Annotated in this window: 15 protein-coding genes; 11 read left to right on the top strand and 4 right to left on the bottom strand. The window is 36.8% G+C overall.

The features are described from left to right. Positions 1 to 10: 10 nt before the first annotated feature. The 3 genes from J7S27_04930 to J7S27_04920 all read left to right on the top strand — a co-directional run bounded on the left by J7S27_04930 (position 11) and on the right by J7S27_04920 (position 4,074). Positions 11 to 1,729: a phospho-sugar mutase gene (locus J7S27_04930; protein QTU82643.1), complete on the top strand. Its 1,719-nt coding sequence runs from the start codon at positions 11 to 13 to the stop codon at positions 1,727 to 1,729. 115 nt (positions 1,730 to 1,844) lie between these two features. Continuing rightward, positions 1,845 to 2,609 (top strand): hypothetical protein, encoded by a 765-nt coding sequence (locus J7S27_04925; GenBank protein ID QTU82642.1) that lies wholly within the window; start codon positions 1,845 to 1,847, stop codon positions 2,607 to 2,609. Between the two features lie 133 nt (positions 2,610 to 2,742). Next, positions 2,743 to 4,074 (top strand): Cys-Gln thioester bond-forming surface protein, encoded by a 1,332-nt coding sequence (locus J7S27_04920; protein QTU82641.1) that lies wholly within the window; start codon positions 2,743 to 2,745, stop codon positions 4,072 to 4,074. Between the two features lie 351 nt (positions 4,075 to 4,425). On the opposite strand, the gene clpP is transcribed toward J7S27_04920, so the two are convergent. The 3 genes from clpP to J7S27_04905 form a co-directional block, all read right to left on the bottom strand. Then, positions 4,426 to 5,022: an ATP-dependent Clp endopeptidase proteolytic subunit ClpP gene (gene clpP, locus J7S27_04915; protein QTU82640.1), complete on the bottom strand. Its 597-nt coding sequence runs from the start codon at positions 5,020 to 5,022 to the stop codon at positions 4,426 to 4,428. Between the two features lie 95 nt (positions 5,023 to 5,117). Next, complete coding sequence (locus J7S27_04910; GenBank protein ID QTU82639.1) at positions 5,118 to 6,746, bottom strand: ATP-binding cassette domain-containing protein; 1,629 nt, start codon at positions 6,744 to 6,746, stop codon at positions 5,118 to 5,120. Between the two features lie 58 nt (positions 6,747 to 6,804). Then, positions 6,805 to 7,281: a nucleoside 2-deoxyribosyltransferase gene (locus J7S27_04905; GenBank protein QTU82638.1), complete on the bottom strand. Its 477-nt coding sequence runs from the start codon at positions 7,279 to 7,281 to the stop codon at positions 6,805 to 6,807. A 124-nt stretch (positions 7,282 to 7,405) separates the two neighbouring features. Here J7S27_04905 and J7S27_04900 point away from each other — a divergent pair, with 124 nt between their 5' ends. The 8 genes from J7S27_04900 (at position 7,406) to J7S27_04865 (ending at position 14,575) form a co-directional block, all read left to right on the top strand. Further along, a complete protein-coding gene (locus tag J7S27_04900; protein ID QTU82637.1) occupies positions 7,406 to 8,512 on the top strand; it encodes a hypothetical protein in 1,107 nt (368 codons plus the stop codon). Positions 8,513 to 8,678: 166 nt separating this feature from the next. Next, complete coding sequence (locus J7S27_04895) at positions 8,679 to 9,077, top strand: MarR family transcriptional regulator (protein ID QTU82636.1); 399 nt, start codon at positions 8,679 to 8,681, stop codon at positions 9,075 to 9,077. 10 nt (positions 9,078 to 9,087) lie between these two features. Next, on the top strand, positions 9,088 to 10,638 hold the full coding sequence (locus J7S27_04890; protein ID QTU82635.1) for an ABC transporter substrate-binding protein: 1,551 nt from the start codon (positions 9,088 to 9,090) through the stop codon (positions 10,636 to 10,638). Between the two features lie 63 nt (positions 10,639 to 10,701). Beyond that, positions 10,702 to 11,658 carry an ABC transporter permease gene (locus tag J7S27_04885; protein ID QTU82634.1) on the top strand — a complete coding sequence of 319 codons (957 nt, stop codon included), beginning with the start codon at positions 10,702 to 10,704 and terminating at the stop codon, positions 11,656 to 11,658. Positions 11,659 to 11,660: 2 nt separating this feature from the next. Continuing rightward, positions 11,661 to 12,479 carry an ABC transporter permease gene (locus J7S27_04880; GenBank protein QTU82633.1) on the top strand — a complete coding sequence of 273 codons (819 nt, stop codon included), beginning with the start codon at positions 11,661 to 11,663 and terminating at the stop codon, positions 12,477 to 12,479. After that, a complete protein-coding gene (locus tag J7S27_04875) occupies positions 12,479 to 13,330 on the top strand; it encodes an ABC transporter ATP-binding protein (protein ID QTU82632.1) in 852 nt (283 codons plus the stop codon). Before J7S27_04880 ends, J7S27_04875 begins: the two co-directional genes overlap by 1 nt. Then, positions 13,323 to 14,186: an ABC transporter ATP-binding protein gene (locus tag J7S27_04870; protein QTU82631.1), complete on the top strand. Its 864-nt coding sequence runs from the start codon at positions 13,323 to 13,325 to the stop codon at positions 14,184 to 14,186. The genes J7S27_04875 and J7S27_04870 overlap by 8 nt, the downstream gene beginning before the upstream one ends. Continuing rightward, positions 14,186 to 14,575 (top strand): OsmC family protein, encoded by a 390-nt coding sequence (locus J7S27_04865; protein QTU82630.1) that lies wholly within the window; start codon positions 14,186 to 14,188, stop codon positions 14,573 to 14,575. The genes J7S27_04870 and J7S27_04865 overlap by 1 nt, the downstream gene beginning before the upstream one ends. Before the next feature lie 371 nt (positions 14,576 to 14,946). Here J7S27_04865 and J7S27_04860 read toward each other — a convergent pair whose 3' ends face one another. Then, on the bottom strand, positions 14,947 to 16,434 hold the full coding sequence (locus tag J7S27_04860) for a glucose-6-phosphate dehydrogenase (protein QTU82629.1): 1,488 nt from the start codon (positions 16,432 to 16,434) through the stop codon (positions 14,947 to 14,949). Positions 16,435 to 16,607: the final 173 nt, after the last annotated feature.

Raw genomic sequence — 16,607 nt, 5'->3', positions numbered from 1 at the left:
TTATAAAAATATGACATGGCAAGAAAGTTATGAAATGTGGCTACATCATGAAAATTTAGAAAGTGCTTTAAAAGAACAGTTGAAAATGTATGACGAAGCACAAGCTAAAGACGCATTTTTTGAACCGTTAAGTTTTGGTACAGCGGGGATGCGTGGTGTGCTAGGAGCAGGAATCAATCGTATGAATATTTATACTGTGCGTCAAGCAACTGAAGGTTTAGCGCAGTTAATTGAAACCTATGGCACACAAGCAAAAAAACGTGGAGTGGCAATTGCCTATGATTCACGCCGTCAATCACAAGAATTTGCATTTGAAGCTGCAAAAGTATTGGCAACTCATGGTATTACGTCATATGTCTTTGAAGATTTAAGACCGACACCTGAATTATCGTTTGCTGTACGTCATTTAAATGCTTTTTCAGGTATTATGATTACGGCAAGTCACAATCCTGCTGAATATAACGGCTACAAAGTGTATGGCGAAGATGGCGGGCAAATGCCTCCTGAAGATGCAGATAAATTAACTCAATTTATTCGTGCAATTGATAATCCATTAACACTTGATGTCATGAGTGATGAAGCGCTTAAAGAAAGTGGTCTATGTCACGTAAAAGGTGAAGATGTCGATAGTGTCTATTTAGAAAATATTAAATCGGTTACCGTTGATACCGATTTAGTGCATGAGATGGCAGACAAAATGACTTTAGTGTATACCGCTTTACACGGCGCGGGTAAAATGTTAGGTGAACGTGCTTTAAAACAAGCAGGTTTTGAACGTGTTTATTTAGTCGAAGAACAAGCAATTGCCGATAGTGAGTTTTCAACTGTTAAATCACCTAACCCAGAAGATCCTAAAGCGTTTGATTTAGCTATCAAATTAGGTAAGAAAGTTGGTGCAGATGTGCTTGTGGCAAGTGATCCCGATGCCGATCGACTAGGTGCAGCCGTATTATTGCCAAACGGAGAATATCAAGTCATTACAGGAAATCAAATTGCGGCGTTAATGATCAATTATTTATTAGCGGCACATCAACAAGCGGGTACACTACCAACTAACGCTGTAGTGGCAAAATCAATTGTTTCAAGTGAATTACCAACAGCTATCGCGCAACATTACAACGTTGAAATGGTAAATGTCTTAACAGGCTTTAAATTTATTGCCGATAAAATTAAACAATATGAAAATGACCATTCAAAAACATTTTTATTCGGGTTTGAAGAAAGTTATGGCTATTTAATTAAATCATTTGCACGTGATAAAGATGCCATTCAAGCACTTGTCTTGTTAGCTGAAGTAGCAGCATTCTATAAAAAACAAGGTAAAACCATGTATGATGGCTTGCAAGAATTGTACGCACAATTTGGTTACTTTATTGAAGAAACCATTTCCGTAACGTTATCTGGTATTGAAGGTGTTGCTAAAATTAAAGCGTTAATGTCTCAATTTAGACAAGATGCATTAACACAATTTGGTGGTATCAACGTTACGCAAACGCAAGACTTTAAACAACAATTAGCATTCGATGCACAAGGTCAGTCAACAGAATTACAATTCCCAGCATCAGATGTTTTAAAATATATTTTAGCAGATGGCAGTTGGGTCGCAATTCGTCCAAGTGGAACAGAACCAAAAATTAAATTTTACATTGGTGTCAATGATACAACACAACAAAAAGCTAATGAAAAATTAAATGCTATCAAAACAAGCATTGATGCGTTGATGAAATAAGAAATCAAAACCAGAACAGGCTAATACGACGTATTGGCCTGTTGTGTTAGACTGTGGACACAAAAGTGGCCACAGTTCGTATGCGTATTGTCAACAATAGATAAAGGAGACTATCATGTCAGAAAATAAGCGTAAAAAAGTGATTATTGGAGTAATGATCACGACCGTATTGGCTTGTGGTGCTACTTTAGTGCTACTCAATCAACCGAGTAACACAATCGCTAAAAATGAATCGGTGGCGACAAATAAAGTCGAAAATAAAAGCGAGAGTGCGATTAAAGCGATAGAAAGTCAATTATTGATTGAGCCGGCAGCGGAAACAAATGTACAAGAGTTAGAGAGAAAATTAGCCGAGATAACAGATGAGGGTGTAAAGGCAAAACTAACGGAAAAAGTAAATGCCTATAAAGAGAAAGTTATCGCAAAGGTAGACGAAAAGAAAAAAGCAGAATCAGCCAATACACCAAAGGTAAATGAAGCGTCAGCGACTACACAAAATGTAAACGAATCGAACGGGAGTACACCACAGGTAAATACACCACAACCACGAGTGGAAAAACCAGCGGTAGTGAAAGACGAGCAACCAGCACCAAAGGTAAGTACACCGAAACCACAACCTGCACAAACAACACAAGCGACAACGCAAGCACCTGTTACAACGACACAAAAACCTGCACCAAAGCCAGCACCTAAAAAAGAGAAAAAGATTATTATGGGTGGTATTGGTAATAGTGGGCGATTGTTTGATACACATGATGAAGCGGATGAATGGGGTAACAAGAATTTGTTGGTAGGTAATATACGCCAATATTCCGTATTACCTGTTGTTTATGAAGATTACGAAACAAAATATACGGTTCATTTTGGATATAAAGAGTAAGGTTATCTTTAGAGATAGCCTTTTTATTATGGAAAGGGGAATAGAAAAAATGGAATTGACAACAATAAGACCGAGAGATAGGAATTTTTTCTTTTGGTTAGAGAAAAAAAATAAAAAGAAACTGAGGTATGAAATGAAAATATTCAAATGGTTAGCCACTCTTTTTACGGGGATGGCTATTTTATTAGGCGTAACAACACCAGTTCACGCCGTTAATGGAACATTGACACTAAACCCATCATCAGAAAGTGGGGAGATGCGTTTTAGCGGGCCGTCTGGAAATACGTGGGAACAGTATATGGTATTACGTGTAAATGGTGAAGCGGTGTTTTGTTTAGAGCCAGCCGTAGAAGCGATTGCGGGTGCGTATGTTGGTAGGGAATTTAATGCTAACGAGTATGTTAATGCAAATGTACAAATTAGCAGAGATACACTTAACCGCTTGAATCATATTACATATTTTGGGTATAAACAGAATCCGACCGATAAGAATTATAGCTATACACAAGCGTTGGTATGGGAAACAACAGGCGCACGTGCCACAAGTTTTTCAGGGACGTTATCAATGGGAGAATACCAATCGTGGAAAGCGAATGTGTTGAATAAAGTAAATAACTTTAAAAATAACGCATCTTTTGACGGACAATCACATACGCTAAAAGTAGGGGAGAGTATCACGTTAACAGATAATTATAATGTCATTCAAAATCTCTTTGTACCAGCCGAAAACGGTGGGTATAAATTTGTGCGTAACGGCAATCAACTAACCATTACGGCAACACCGAACGCGGCAGATGGGCGATTTACCTTTTCACAATTTAGAGATAACCGTATTCACGGGGCGTCTATTATTTTCCGTAAGGCAGGTAGTCAAACAGTTGGTTCATTTAAGTTAAGTGACCCACAAAGTACATTTGTAAACTTAACGGCAATTAAAAACGGCATTATCCGAATCCATAAAACATCGGAGTTAGACGGTAGTGCTATTGAAGGTGTAGAATTTGCGATTGTGAATAAAGCGACAGGGCGAGAATTATCACGACAAAAGACGGATAAGAGTGGTGTGATTATATTTAGAGATTTACCAGCAAATGTCGATTATATTGTAAAAGAAACAAAGGTAGCGAATGGTTATCTCAATAAACGAGTATCAAAAGAACATCGTTTACAACCGGGACAAGAATTTACCATGACGTTTACAAACGAGCCAACAACGGCAATAACGTCACAAGCAACCGCAGAACAAGGTGGTAAAGCAGTATATGCTCACGAGAACCAAATTGAAAAAGTCAACCTTGATAGATTAATCAAAGGAAGAGATTATAAAGTTGTATCGACACAATATGATAAAGCAACAGGTAAGGCATTCAGTCACCAAGAAAAAACGTTTAGAGCAGTGGATAGAAAACACACCTTATCCTTTACCTATAAAGCACCAAGTGACTTTGCAGGTACGTTGGTGTAGGATAACTTTGCGCAATATAAGAGTAGCCAGTGTACAGTGCATTTCATTAGTTTATATTGTGCAAAGTACGGAAAATGTTCATTTCTAGTGCATTTACGTTACATTACGGTACATTTTCCGACTATGATGATTTAAGTACATCAATTTGAATTGGTAAGTGTTATTATCGTATCAGACGTTGTTGTACGAATGGCGTCGTTCTCACATGTAGTAGAGAACGCGCGATGTATCGTGTACATCGCGTTAAGCCGTACAACTTAACGTCTGATACGAAAAAGACTGTTGACAGTTTATTTGTCAACAGTCTAAACCGGCTAATACATCGTATTAGCCGGTCGGTTTAAAATCATGTTATTTTGAAATATCACTTGAATTTGTTAATACGGCATCAATTAAACCGTATTCTTTTGCTTCGTCAGCAGTTAGCCAGTTATCGCGATCGGTATCTTTAGCGATTTTTGAGATGCGTTGACCAGTATTTTTTGCTAAAATTTTATTTAAACGTTCACGTGTAAATAAAATATGTTTTGCCGCAATTTCAATTTCTGTGGCTTGTCCTTGTGCGCCACCTAATGGTTGGTGAATCATGATTTCGGCATTTGGCAAAGCGAAACGTTTGCCTTTTGCACCTGATGAAGATAAGAAGCTTCCCATAGATGCCGCTAAACCGATGACGATTGTTTGGACATCAGCTTTAATGAAATTCATTGTATCGTAAATGGCTAAACCTGCACTAACGCTTCCACCAGGGGAATTGATATATAAGTAAATATCTTTTTCAGGGTCTTGTGCTTCTAAAAATAATAATTGTGCAATAACGGCGTTTGCGACATTATCATCAATCGGACCGCTTAACATGACAATTCTATCTTTTAATAATCTTGAATAAATATCGTATGCGCGTTCTCCACGTGACGATTGCTCAATAACTGTTGGAATTAAATTCATAAGTAAACCTCCTAATACTTAAATTAAGTATAAAATATTTTTTAAAATAGTAAAGTAAAAAGCTGTACTGTGTCGTACAGCTTTTTGGCTAATGATTAATTGTTGTCGTATAAAGCGTTGACACGTTCTTGAACGGCAGCGTCATTTAAATATTCTTCGTAAGTTGTAGACAAACGATCCACAACACCGTTAGGTGTCACCTCAATAATACGATTAGCAATAGTATTGATAAATTCGTAGTCATGAGATGTGAAAAGTAGTGACCCTTTAAATGCAATCATACCGTCGTTAAGTGCTGTAATAGACTCTAAGTCAAGGTGATTTGTTGGATCATCTAATAGTAAAACGTTTGATTTTGCCAACATCATTTTAGAAAGCATACAACGTACTTTTTCTCCCCCGGATAGCACATTAACAGATTTCATAACGTCTTCTCCAGAAAATAGCATACGACCAAGGAAACTACGTAAGAAAGTATTGTCGCTTTCCTCTTGTGGTGCGTATTGACGTAACCATTCTAAAATCGATAGTGATGAATTAAATTCGTCACTGGTATCTTTTGGTAAGTAAGAACGGCTCGTTGTAACACCCCATTTGAATGTTCCAGAGTCAGCTTCCATTTCACCACTTAAAATTTTAAAGAGTGTTGTCGTAGCAATATCTTTACGACTTAAAAAGGCAACTTTATCATCTTTGTTAATGGTAAATGAAATGTTGTCCAATACTTTTTCGCCATCAATCGTTTTAGATAAGTTTTCCACTAATAGTAAATCGTTTCCGATTTCGCGTTCGATTGTAAAGCCAACGAAAGGATATTTACGTGAAGACGGTTGAATATCTTCCAATGTAATTTTATCCAACATTTTTTTACGTGATGTTGCTTGTTTAGATTTTGAAGCGTTAGCGCTAAAACGTGCGATAAAATCTTGTAACTCTTTAATTTTTTCTTCTTTTTTAGCGTTTTGATCGGCAGCTAACTTAGCAGCTAATTGACTTGATTTCAACCAGAAATCGTAGTTACCAACATACAATTGAATGCGACCGAAATCCACATCAGCCATATGCGTACATACCGTATTTAAAAAGTGACGGTCATGAGAAACAACAATAACGGTATTTGGGAAGTCTAATAAGAAATCAGACAACCAATCAATAGACGCTTTGTCTAAACCGTTAGTTGGCTCGTCCAATAATAAAACATCGGGTTGGCCAAATAGCGCTTGAGCTAATAAAACTTTTACTTTTTCTGGTTCGATTAACTCTGCCATTTTTTTGTAGTGTAAATCTTCTGTAATGCCTAACCCTTGTAATAAAATCGAAGCGTCACTTTCAGCTTCCCAACCATTCAATTCAGCGAATTCACCTTCAAGATCACCGGCACGAATCCCGTCTTCTTCGCTAAAATCTTCTTTTGCATATAGGGCATCTTTTTCTTGCATAATATCATACAAGCGTTTATTTCCCATGATAACCGTTTCTAGAACGCCAAACTCTTCAAACCCGTAGTGGTTTTGTGATAGTACGGATAAACGCTCGTGAGGGTCTAAAATCACATCCCCCGTTGTCGGTTGAATCTCACCGGATAAAATTTTTAAAAATGTTGATTTTCCAGCACCGTTAGCACCAATAACACCGTAACAGTTTCCTGGTGTAAAAGTGATGTTGACGTTATCGAATAATTTGCGATCTGAAAATAATAAACCGACATTTGATACTTGTAACACGTTTCATTTCCTCTTTTCTTTTTAGAATCACTTCATTCTAACATAAAATGGCAATAGATTAAATAAATTCAGCGATAGCGCTTAGCAATTCTTCGCTTGATCCAACAACTTTACCATTCAATTTAACTAGTCCGACAGTGTATAAATTGACATATGAAAATTGAGATTCCGCGATTTCTTGTAAGGCATCTAATTTCTTTTGATTGGTTGCGCCTTTTTGACGTGAGTCGGTATATAATGCTAAAACAGGAATACCCGCTTGGTAGGCGACGCCGATTTCACTTGCCACGCCAACATCAATGATGGCACCATCCAACACCGCAATAACCAACTGTGATTCTAGCAACGCTTGCGTATCGTATTGAGCGATGGCTTTAGAGTCGGCATAAGCATTTTTGTCGTTGATGCTAGCTTGTTCTTGTGGTAGATAGACATCGGCAGTAGGGTAGTGCTCACGAATTTTTTTAACTAATTGTTCATTATAGAGTAATTCCATTTCTGAAAATAATGGGCTTGCAAAATAAATTTTTGTCATAATATACCTCGCTGTTTTTCTTTATATTATACGGAATTAAACGCCAAATATAAACGTTTTTCTTGCAAAAAATGAAAAAAACCTTTATTGTAGTAATGATTATTTTAAATGAAAGTGATAATCTATGAAAAAATTAATCCAAATTTTGTGTCTGATTGTTTTATGTCTACCGGTATCATTTGGAAAACAAGCGCATGCAGAATCCCAAGAAACCATTATACAATTAGAAAAACAAATTGATGAGATTGTTCATGAATTAAACGCTAATCGTTACGCACTTGTTGAAACGGGTCAAGCGATTGAACAAATTGAAAAGGCAATGCAGCGAAATGAATTGGAACATAAAAATTTATCAGCTGTCATTGATTCAAGAATAGAACAAGCCAAAAAACGTTTGTTAGATTTACAAATTAACAATGAGCAATATGGCGTATTGAATTTATTATTTTCTTCAGAAAATATAGTGAATTTTTTTGAGCGTTTATTTTTAGTTGTCCAATTACAAGAAGCGGCAAATGAAAAAATAACAGTAGCCAAAGCATCACAAGAGCGCCTAATTCAATTACAGAATGAACATCAGTCACAACTGAATGAATTAAAACAAAAACAACAAGTTTTACAAAATCAAACGGATGCGGTGCATCGTGAGCGAATTGCTTTGGAAAAATTATTGGCTGAAAATAAAGAGGCTGTTGAACAAATTATAGCTAAAAAAGAAAAAGAACTTGCACAAGCACAAGCAGCAGAACATGCAAACGCACAACATGACGCTTCGATTGAAAAAAAAGAAACAACGTTTACTCCACAAAATCGTGTTGAGTCGTCAAGCACGCAACCAAACACACAACAAGCATCACAGGCGATACAGCAAACAACCGCTGCTCAATCGCCGGGAGTTACTGTTCAAAATAGTGCTGTGGTACAGCCAACAACAAGTGATAGTGTGATGACGCCAGTCTTAGTGACATTAGCTGATTTTAAAGTGAAAGGCGTCGTTTTCCACGGAGCCATTAAATTTACGTATTATAGTGAATTAGTTTTACCGGGTGGTAATTTAAAAATTCCGGGACGCCATGTGAACGCTAACGGATACGTTGTTGACGGAGATGGGTACATTGTTTTAGCAAACGATGCACCGATTGGAACCGTTATTGATACCCCGTTTGGTGCCAAAGGAAAAGTGTACGATAGGGGAACTTTTGGTAATCAATATGATGTGTATATTAGATAGATAACATTTAAAAACATGCCTTTTTACCACGTGTGAAAAGGCATGTTTTGTTGTGTGAAAAATGTAAGTGTTTTATGAAAATAAACTGTTGACAATACGATAAAACAATAGTAATATACATGCATGAGCATGCATGTATATTGCGTGAAGAAAGAGGTGGTCGAATTTGTGTGATTGTGACTGTTTAGATAAATGTCTTATGGTAAGTGCCAGCCAAAAGAAAATTGAACATGACTTGGAAAAAGAGCTAAAGCGTGTAACAAATTTAACGTTAAGTGAATTTTACGTACTTTATTTTTTAAGTCAGGAACCACAAAAAAGTATGCGTACATTTGAATTGCAGGAAAAAGTTGGATTGACACAAAGTGCCATGTCTCGACTTATTGCACGCATGGAAAATAAACAATGTCAATACATTACGAAGGGAAATTGTTCACAAGATAAACGCGGTGTCTGTATTAAATTAACAGCAGAAGGCAATGCACTTGTAGAACAACACATCCACATTATTGAAGATGTATTAGACAAAAACGAACAATTTTTAAATCAAGTCCAATGGGGCTAAAGGAGAAAATATGAAAAAGAAATGGTATTTAGGATTATTGGCAGTTGCGGCGACTACTTTAGTAGCATGCTCAAGTCAAACGACACAAACTAAAGCAAATACAGAAAATAAATTCACTTATGCTATTGGTGGAGACCCTACATCAAGTAACCCAATTAACACGAGTGATCGTTGGGGATTAACAATGGCGAATATGATTTATTCTCCACTTATCCGAATCGAAGCAGATGGAAGTCATAAATTTGAATTAGCAGAAAGCTTAGACGTATCACCAGATGGTACAAAAATTACAGTAAAATTACGTAAAGATGTGAAATGGTCAGATGGCGAAGCTTTTAACGCAGATGACGTTGTATTTACGTATACAGAATTAGCTAAAAAAGAAAACGGCAATTCTTCTAAAATGTACATTAATGACGCTGTAATTGCGGTAGAAAAAGTAGATGACTACACAGTTGTCTTTACATTACCAGAAGCAAGTGCGGCAACCATTGAAAACTTAGCAACAGAAAAATACATTTTACCTGAACACGCTTATAAAGGTAAAGATTTAACAGGTAAAGAATTACCAGTATCTCATGTCGGAACAGGTGCTTACAAATTAGTAGAGTATAAACGTGGTGAATACATGCAATTTGAAGCAAATGAGCATTTCTATGGTGGTAAACCATCTATTGATAAAGTGATTTTACAAATCATTCCAAGTGCAGATACGCAAAAATTAGCGTTACAAAAAGGTGAAGTTGATGCAGCGGTTGTACTGCCAAGTGATGTTGCTGATTTAAATAAAGATAGCATTACAACTTACCCATATAGTGAAAACCGTGTAGGGTATATGGGATTAAACACTGCAACGAGTGAATTACAAGACAAAAAAGTACGTCAAGCCATTTTATTTGCCTTAAATAAAGACGATATGAATAAAGCGGCTTATTTAAACGATGAATACTACGTGTCACCAAATTCAATCTTGCCACCAAATAACCCTTATGCAACAACAAATGTTGAAAAATATACACAAAATCTTGAAAAAGCAAAAGCTTTATTACAAGAAGCAGGTGTAACAAACTTAACGTTAAAATTAGGTTATTCAGCAACTGATCCAGCTCAAACATTACAAGCAACATTAATTCAACAACAATTACAACAAGTTGGTGTTACAGTTGAATTAGCTGGTGGAGATTCAAGTGCAATCTTTACAGAATTACGTAAAAAAGGATCAACACAATATCATCTATTTTTAGGTGGATACATTATGGGTAACGATCCTGATTTATATGCTGCCTTATTTGCTCCGGGTGCGCGTGCAAATTATTTCCAATACAATTCAGAAAAAGTTGCAGAATTGTTTGATAAAGGTGCCAAAGAATTGGATGATGCAAAACGTAAAGCCATTTACGAAGAGTTACAACAAGTGATTGCAGATGACGCTGTGATTTATCCAATCGTTGACAATCGCCGTATTTTAGCAGTAAATTCACGTATTCAAGGTGTTAAAGAAGCTGGGTTAGTACCAATTTACTCATTAGAAGATATGTCTAAATTATCTGTTAAAAAATAATTGATGTATTGAAAGAGGCTAGGCATTTGCTTTTGCCTCTTTCAACATATATTAGGAGTTATTATGTTGAAATATAGTTTAAAGCGAATCATACAAGCTATTCCGCTAGTATTACTCATTTCGCTTATCGTGTTTTTTCTAATTGACTTAGCGCCATACAACGCAGTTGATGCTATGATTACGCCAGAAATGACACAAGAACAAATTGATTTTCTGCGCCTGCAAAGTGGCGTCGATCAACCATTTTGGGTGAGATACTGGTCGTGGTTAACGAGCTTATTACAAGGTAATTTCGGCAAATCGCTCGTTTCAAATCAAGCCATCGGTCCAGAGTTACTATCACGTATTCCAAATACTGTTGTGTTAGTGTTGCCTGCTTATTTAACAGCGCTAGGTATTGCCATTGCACTTGGATTAGTGGCTGCAGCGAATAAAGGCAAATGGTTAGATCAGTTTTTAGAGTGGGTCGCTTCAATGGGAATTGCACTGCCAACGTTTTGGGTGGCAATGTTACTGATTTATGTATTTGGTTATCAGTTGGGGTGGTTTGAAATTGTAGGCATGTATAGTGTTGGTTCGGATCGTTCGTTTGGTGATTTTTTATCGCATTACGTTTTACCGTTTACAACGCTTGTTATCAATTTCTTTCCACGTACATTACGTTACGTTAGATCATCTGCACTAGAACAATTGTCACAAGATTATGTGACGGTTCAGCGTGCATTTCAATCTAAACGCGGGACGATTTTTGCCAAACATATTTCACGACACATTTTAATTCCGGTTGTTACACAAATCGGATTAGCGTTACCAATGTTGGTAACGGGTGCGTTAATTACGGAAACCATATTTGCTTGGCCGGGTATTGGACCGTATATGATGACCGCTACACGTGGATTAGATTACCCCATTATTATGGCAGTGATGTTGCTTTCATCAACATTAGTCATTTTAGGTAATTTGTTGGCGGATATTTTATATTATGTGGTAGACCCACGTATTCGTAAGGAAGGGAGATAAGGATGAAACGATTTTTTCAAACGATAAAAGGATCAAAAGTGTATGTGTTTTCCTTTATCTTTGTTGCTTTATTAATTGTGATTTCGTTAATTGCACCTCTCATTCCAATTGACCCTACAAAAACGGATGTTACGCAAATGTCAAAAGGTCCAAGTTTACTCCATTTATTTGGTACAGATGAAGTTGGACGTGATTATTTTATTCGTGTTTTACATGGTGGGCGAGTTTCTTTATTAGTCGGTGTGTTATCGATGATAACGGCAACTACAATTGGTGCCATTATTGGTATGGTGTCGGGTTATTTTGGCGGTATTGTTGATACGTTATTAATGCGCTTTTTAGACGTTTTATCATCTATTCCATGGTTAATTTTAGTCATTGTATTGAGTGTGTTTTTAAAACCGGGATTAAATACCATTATTATTGTTATCGGCTGTTTTTCATGGATGAATACGGCACGATTAATTCGTGCGGAAACATTATCTGCAAAAGAACGGGAATATGTTAAATATGCACAGTTTATTAAACGTTCACCAGTTGCCATTATGAAAAATCATATTTTTCCCTTTGTTTTGCCAACAATGTTGGTTGCTGCCACAACGAGTCTGTCCAATGCTATTATGACGGAATCTGCGTTGAGTTTTTTAGGAATGGGGATTCAACAACCCATGTCTTCGTGGGGAAGTTTATTACAAACGGCACAATCGTCACTACAACGTGCGCCGTATATGGCAATTATTCCCGGGGTGTTTATTGCATTAACGATTTATGCAATGAACAACTTAGGTGAAGCGTTAAAAGAAACTTTACAGGAGGGATAATGATGCAAAAATTTATTGAAGTTAATCAGTTAAGTGTCTTTGCAAAAAACAATCCTGAACAAAAGCTTGTCAACAATGTTTCCTTTAGTCTTGCCAAAGGGAGTGTATTAGGTCTTGTTGGGGAGTCTGGAAGTGGTAAAAGTTTAAGTGTAAAAAGTTTAATGGGTATTTTGCCCGAAAATTTAGACATGACGTATGACCAGTTAAATTTTAATGGTGATTCCATACAAAAAAATGAAAAGATACCATTTGCCATGATTTTTCAAGATCCGATGACGTCTTTAAATCCGTTGCGTACCATTGGATTTCATTTATTGGAAATTATTGAGCGATTTGAAAAAATAACGGGTGAACAGGCCATTCAGCAGGCCGTTGCGATGTTGGATAAGGTGGGTATCACACAACCGGAATTACGCATGCGTCAATATCCTTTTGAATTATCTGGTGGTATGCGCCAGCGTGTCATGATTGCTATGGCACTTTTAGCAAAACCTGAAGTATTAATTGCTGATGAACCCACAACGGCATTAGATGTAACCATTCAGTTGCAAATTTTATCGCTTATTTTAAAGTTGCAAAAAGAAATGGGCTTGACGGTTATTATTGTATCTCATGATTTTGGTGTGATTGCCAGTCTATGTGATGATGTTGTCGTGATGAATAACGGACTAGTTGTCGAAAGTGGAACGGTTGATGATATCTTTACACAAGCACAACACCCTTACACGAAACGATTGATGGCACTTGCCCGATTTGAAACAGATGTTCCTAATTATATAGCGCCACAACAAACCGAATTGGTTAAGGTATCACAGACACATTTTGTAAGAAAAGAGGTATCGCATGACTAAACCGCTAATGACATTAGAAAATGTGACGAAAGTTTATAAAAGTAAAGATTTTCAAGGTAAAGTACACGAGCAATACGCCGTCAACGGTGTGTCTTTAACGATTTATCAAGGTGAAACGCTTGGCTTGGTTGGTGAATCGGGCAGTGGAAAAAGTACATTAGGTAAATTGTTGTTGAATTTTGAAACGTTGACAAGTGGAAAAATTGAGCGCCATTTAAAAGATGACAAATCAATGCAAATTATTTTTCAAGATCCGTATGCGTCTTTAAATCCTAAACAAAGTGCTTTAGAAAGTGTGAAAGAAGCGTTGTGGTTTGAAACGGACAAAGTAAGCGTCGAGAAAAAAGCAAGAGAAGTTCTTGAATTGGTTGGCATTACGGGAGAAGATGTCCATAAATTGCCAAAGCATTTTAGTGGTGGACAGCGCCAACGTATTGGTATTGCACGTGCCGTCATTTCAAATCCGGATTTCATTGTGTGTGATGAACCAACTTCAGCGCTAGATGTATCGATTCAAGCGCAAATTGTACAGTTGTTGGCCGATTTGAAAGACAAATTAGGTTTATCCTATTTATTTGTGACGCACGATCTATCTCTTGTATCACACATTAGTGATCGCATTGCGGTAATGTATCAAGGTCATTTAGTGGAGTTGGCAACAACAAAGCAATTGTTTGATAATCCGCAGCACGAATACACTAAAAAATTATTGTCGGCTCACTTATCCGTTGATCCAAATTTTGCTAAGCAGCAATTAATTGATTTTGCAACGACACCACAACCTGTCATTACGTTAAGCCAGCAATTTGAATGGGTTGAAGTGGAGCCAAATCATTTTGTACGTAGAGGTGTATAATGAGTGAAAAAATTGTTTTGCAACAAGGGATAAAAGGGTTTGAATTAAGTGTGCAAGATGCGCCAAATTGGGTCATGCTGCGTGAAGTTGGGTATTCTCCTGTACAAAGTATGGTCGCTTCGATTGGTGCTTGCGGGGGATACGTGTATCAAGAGTTGCTACGAAATTCAAACGTTCCGTTTACTTTTCATCGTGTAGAACTCGCTTATGAGCGTCATGATGACAACGTAGGGGCGTTATCAAAAGTGACGGTAACATTTGTTGTCAGTGTTGAAGAGAGCGTTCAAGCAAAAGCCAGCGCTATCGTCAAATTAGTATCACGCTATTGTCCTGTTATACAATCCTTAAATCCTGCCATTCAATTAGAAGAATATGTTGAATTTATTTAACGAAAAAACAAGAGTTTGATGAGTGATTCGTTAACTATTAACATAGTAAATTATTTACTATGCCGACGATGAAGGCATAAAACAATTGACAGCATATTAAATAATGTAATACAATTATTGTAGAAAAAGCGGTGATACTCCACCATTAAGTGAGTGATAAAAAAGCGGTGATACTCCACCATTAAGTGAGTGATAAAAAAGCGGTGATACTCTACCATTAAGTGAGTGCTGATAAGAGAAGGGAGAGAAATCTCCCTCAGACTGTTGACAAATAAACTGTCAACAGTCTTTTTTTGTAGCGGTCCTATCTGACAACAGAGCTGTTTTAACCATAAAAAAGAGACCAGTCTATCGACTCGTCTCATCATAGGTTATAAACAATGTGTTGTATCGCATGAGTGCCAAACAAATCCATCTTCGGCTAAAAGGTCGTGACTTTCACTCGGTCCCATCGTACCAACGACATAGGTTGGTATCGTACTAGTTGTATCATTGTCCCAAGCGTTTCTAATCGTATCAATAAATTGCCATGATAATTCCACTTCTTCGCGGTGTGCAAAGTTTGTTGTGTGTCCATTTAAACATTCTAAAATTAAACGTTCATACGCTTCTGGAATATCTTTTGTGTCCGCCTCGTTAATGATATTCACTAACGGAGAACGTACAATATCTTTGGATAGACCCGGTTCTTTAATGTTTAAGTTTAAAGACACACCATTTTCTGGTTGGATATGGAACGTCAGCACATTTGGTGCGATTTCTTGATTAGTGTTAGATTTGAATAAGTTCATGGTTAGCGGTTTAAATTGAATATGCACGACCGTATCTTTTGATTGCAGACGTTTACCCGTACGGATATAGAATGGTACACCTGACCATCTAAAATTATCAATCATAATTTTTCCCGCAACGAACGTTTCTGTACGTGAATTTTCTGCTACCCCTTGTTCATCTAAATAGCCTACTTCTGTGCCGTTTGAAATATATTGAGCGCGTACAAAATGTTTTTGTATGCTTTGTTCATCTTCAATACGTAAAGAGCGTAAAGCTTTAACTTTTTCACGACGAACTTCTGTACCGTTCATTCTTACTGGTGGTTCCATGACGAGCAGTGAGAGAATTTGGAAAATATGGTTTTGTACCATATCTCTTAACGCACCACTTGTATCGTAGTAGCCAGCCCGTTCTTCCACACCCACTGATTCGGCTAATGTAATTTGAACGTTGTCAATGTATTTATTGTTCCACATTGCTTCAAACAAGACGTTCGAATAACGTAGAGCGTTGATATTTTGTACCATTTCTTTACCCAAATAATGATCAATACGGTAAATTTGGTCTTCATGGAAAGTTTTTGCCAATTGATCGTTTAATTCAATGGCTGTTTCTAAGTTTGTTCCAAATGGTTTTTCAATAATTAGGCGATTAAAGCCGTTGTCGCTTAAAAGTTGTTGGCCTTTTAAATGTTTTGAAATCGTACCAAAAAATTCAGGAGCCATCGCTAAATAAAAAATGCGATTATTTTCTAGATGAAATTGTTCATCAAGTGATGTGGCTAAATTTTTTAATAGATTATATTCTTGAACGTTATTGACATTATGTGCTTGGTAAAAAAAGTGTTGTACAAACGCCTCTTTTTCTTGCGTCTCTCCAGAGATTTTACTGATGGATTCTAGGACGACATTTCTAAAAAAATCGTGCGTCCATTCACGACGTGCTGTACCAATTACGGCGAATCGATTTTGTAAAAAACCTTTTTTAAACAATCGAAAGAGTGCAGGGTATAACTTTCTTTTAGCAAGGTCACCAGTTGCACCAAAAAGTGTAATTAATACTGGAATGTCTTTTATTTTATTCATTGACATGCCTCCAAAATTTGATAAATCTATTATAAGGCTAATGCGGTTTTCAATCAAATTTTTTATGCGTGTATGCGTATTGGAAAGTCAAAAAATTTAGCAACGAGTCAATGAAAACGAAAATTTAATATATTGATTTTTAACAAGGAAAGCGGTATCATAAAATTGTAGAT

It is taken from the genome of Carnobacteriaceae bacterium zg-C25, from assembly GCA_017945845.1.
In the GTDB taxonomy this organism is placed as follows: domain Bacteria; phylum Bacillota; class Bacilli; order Lactobacillales; family Aerococcaceae; genus WM01.
This window is presented reverse-complemented; position numbering and strand designations above follow the sequence as displayed.

Bases quoted from the DNA above. Each gene is read 5' to 3' on its own strand.
- J7S27_04930 (QTU82643.1), top strand. From the start codon at position 11: ATGACATGGCAAGAAAGTTATGAAATGTGGCTACATCATGAAAATTTA.
- J7S27_04925 (QTU82642.1), top strand. From the start codon at position 1,845: ATGTCAGAAAATAAGCGTAAAAAAGTGATTATTGGAGTAATGATCACG.
- J7S27_04920 (QTU82641.1), top strand. From the start codon at position 2,743: ATGAAAATATTCAAATGGTTAGCCACTCTTTTTACGGGGATGGCTATT.
- clpP (QTU82640.1), bottom strand. From the start codon at position 5,022: ATGAATTTAATTCCAACAGTTATTGAGCAATCGTCACGTGGAGAACGC.
- J7S27_04905 (QTU82638.1), bottom strand. From the start codon at position 7,281: ATGACAAAAATTTATTTTGCAAGCCCATTATTTTCAGAAATGGAATTA.
- J7S27_04900 (QTU82637.1), top strand. From the start codon at position 7,406: ATGAAAAAATTAATCCAAATTTTGTGTCTGATTGTTTTATGTCTACCG.
- J7S27_04890 (QTU82635.1), top strand. From the start codon at position 9,088: ATGAAAAAGAAATGGTATTTAGGATTATTGGCAGTTGCGGCGACTACT.
- J7S27_04885 (QTU82634.1), top strand. From the start codon at position 10,702: ATGTTGAAATATAGTTTAAAGCGAATCATACAAGCTATTCCGCTAGTA.
- J7S27_04880 (QTU82633.1), top strand. From the start codon at position 11,661: ATGAAACGATTTTTTCAAACGATAAAAGGATCAAAAGTGTATGTGTTT.
- J7S27_04875 (QTU82632.1), top strand. From the start codon at position 12,479: ATGATGCAAAAATTTATTGAAGTTAATCAGTTAAGTGTCTTTGCAAAA.
- J7S27_04870 (QTU82631.1), top strand. From the start codon at position 13,323: ATGACTAAACCGCTAATGACATTAGAAAATGTGACGAAAGTTTATAAA.
- J7S27_04865 (QTU82630.1), top strand. From the start codon at position 14,186: ATGAGTGAAAAAATTGTTTTGCAACAAGGGATAAAAGGGTTTGAATTA.
- J7S27_04860 (QTU82629.1), bottom strand. From the start codon at position 16,434: ATGAATAAAATAAAAGACATTCCAGTATTAATTACACTTTTTGGTGCA.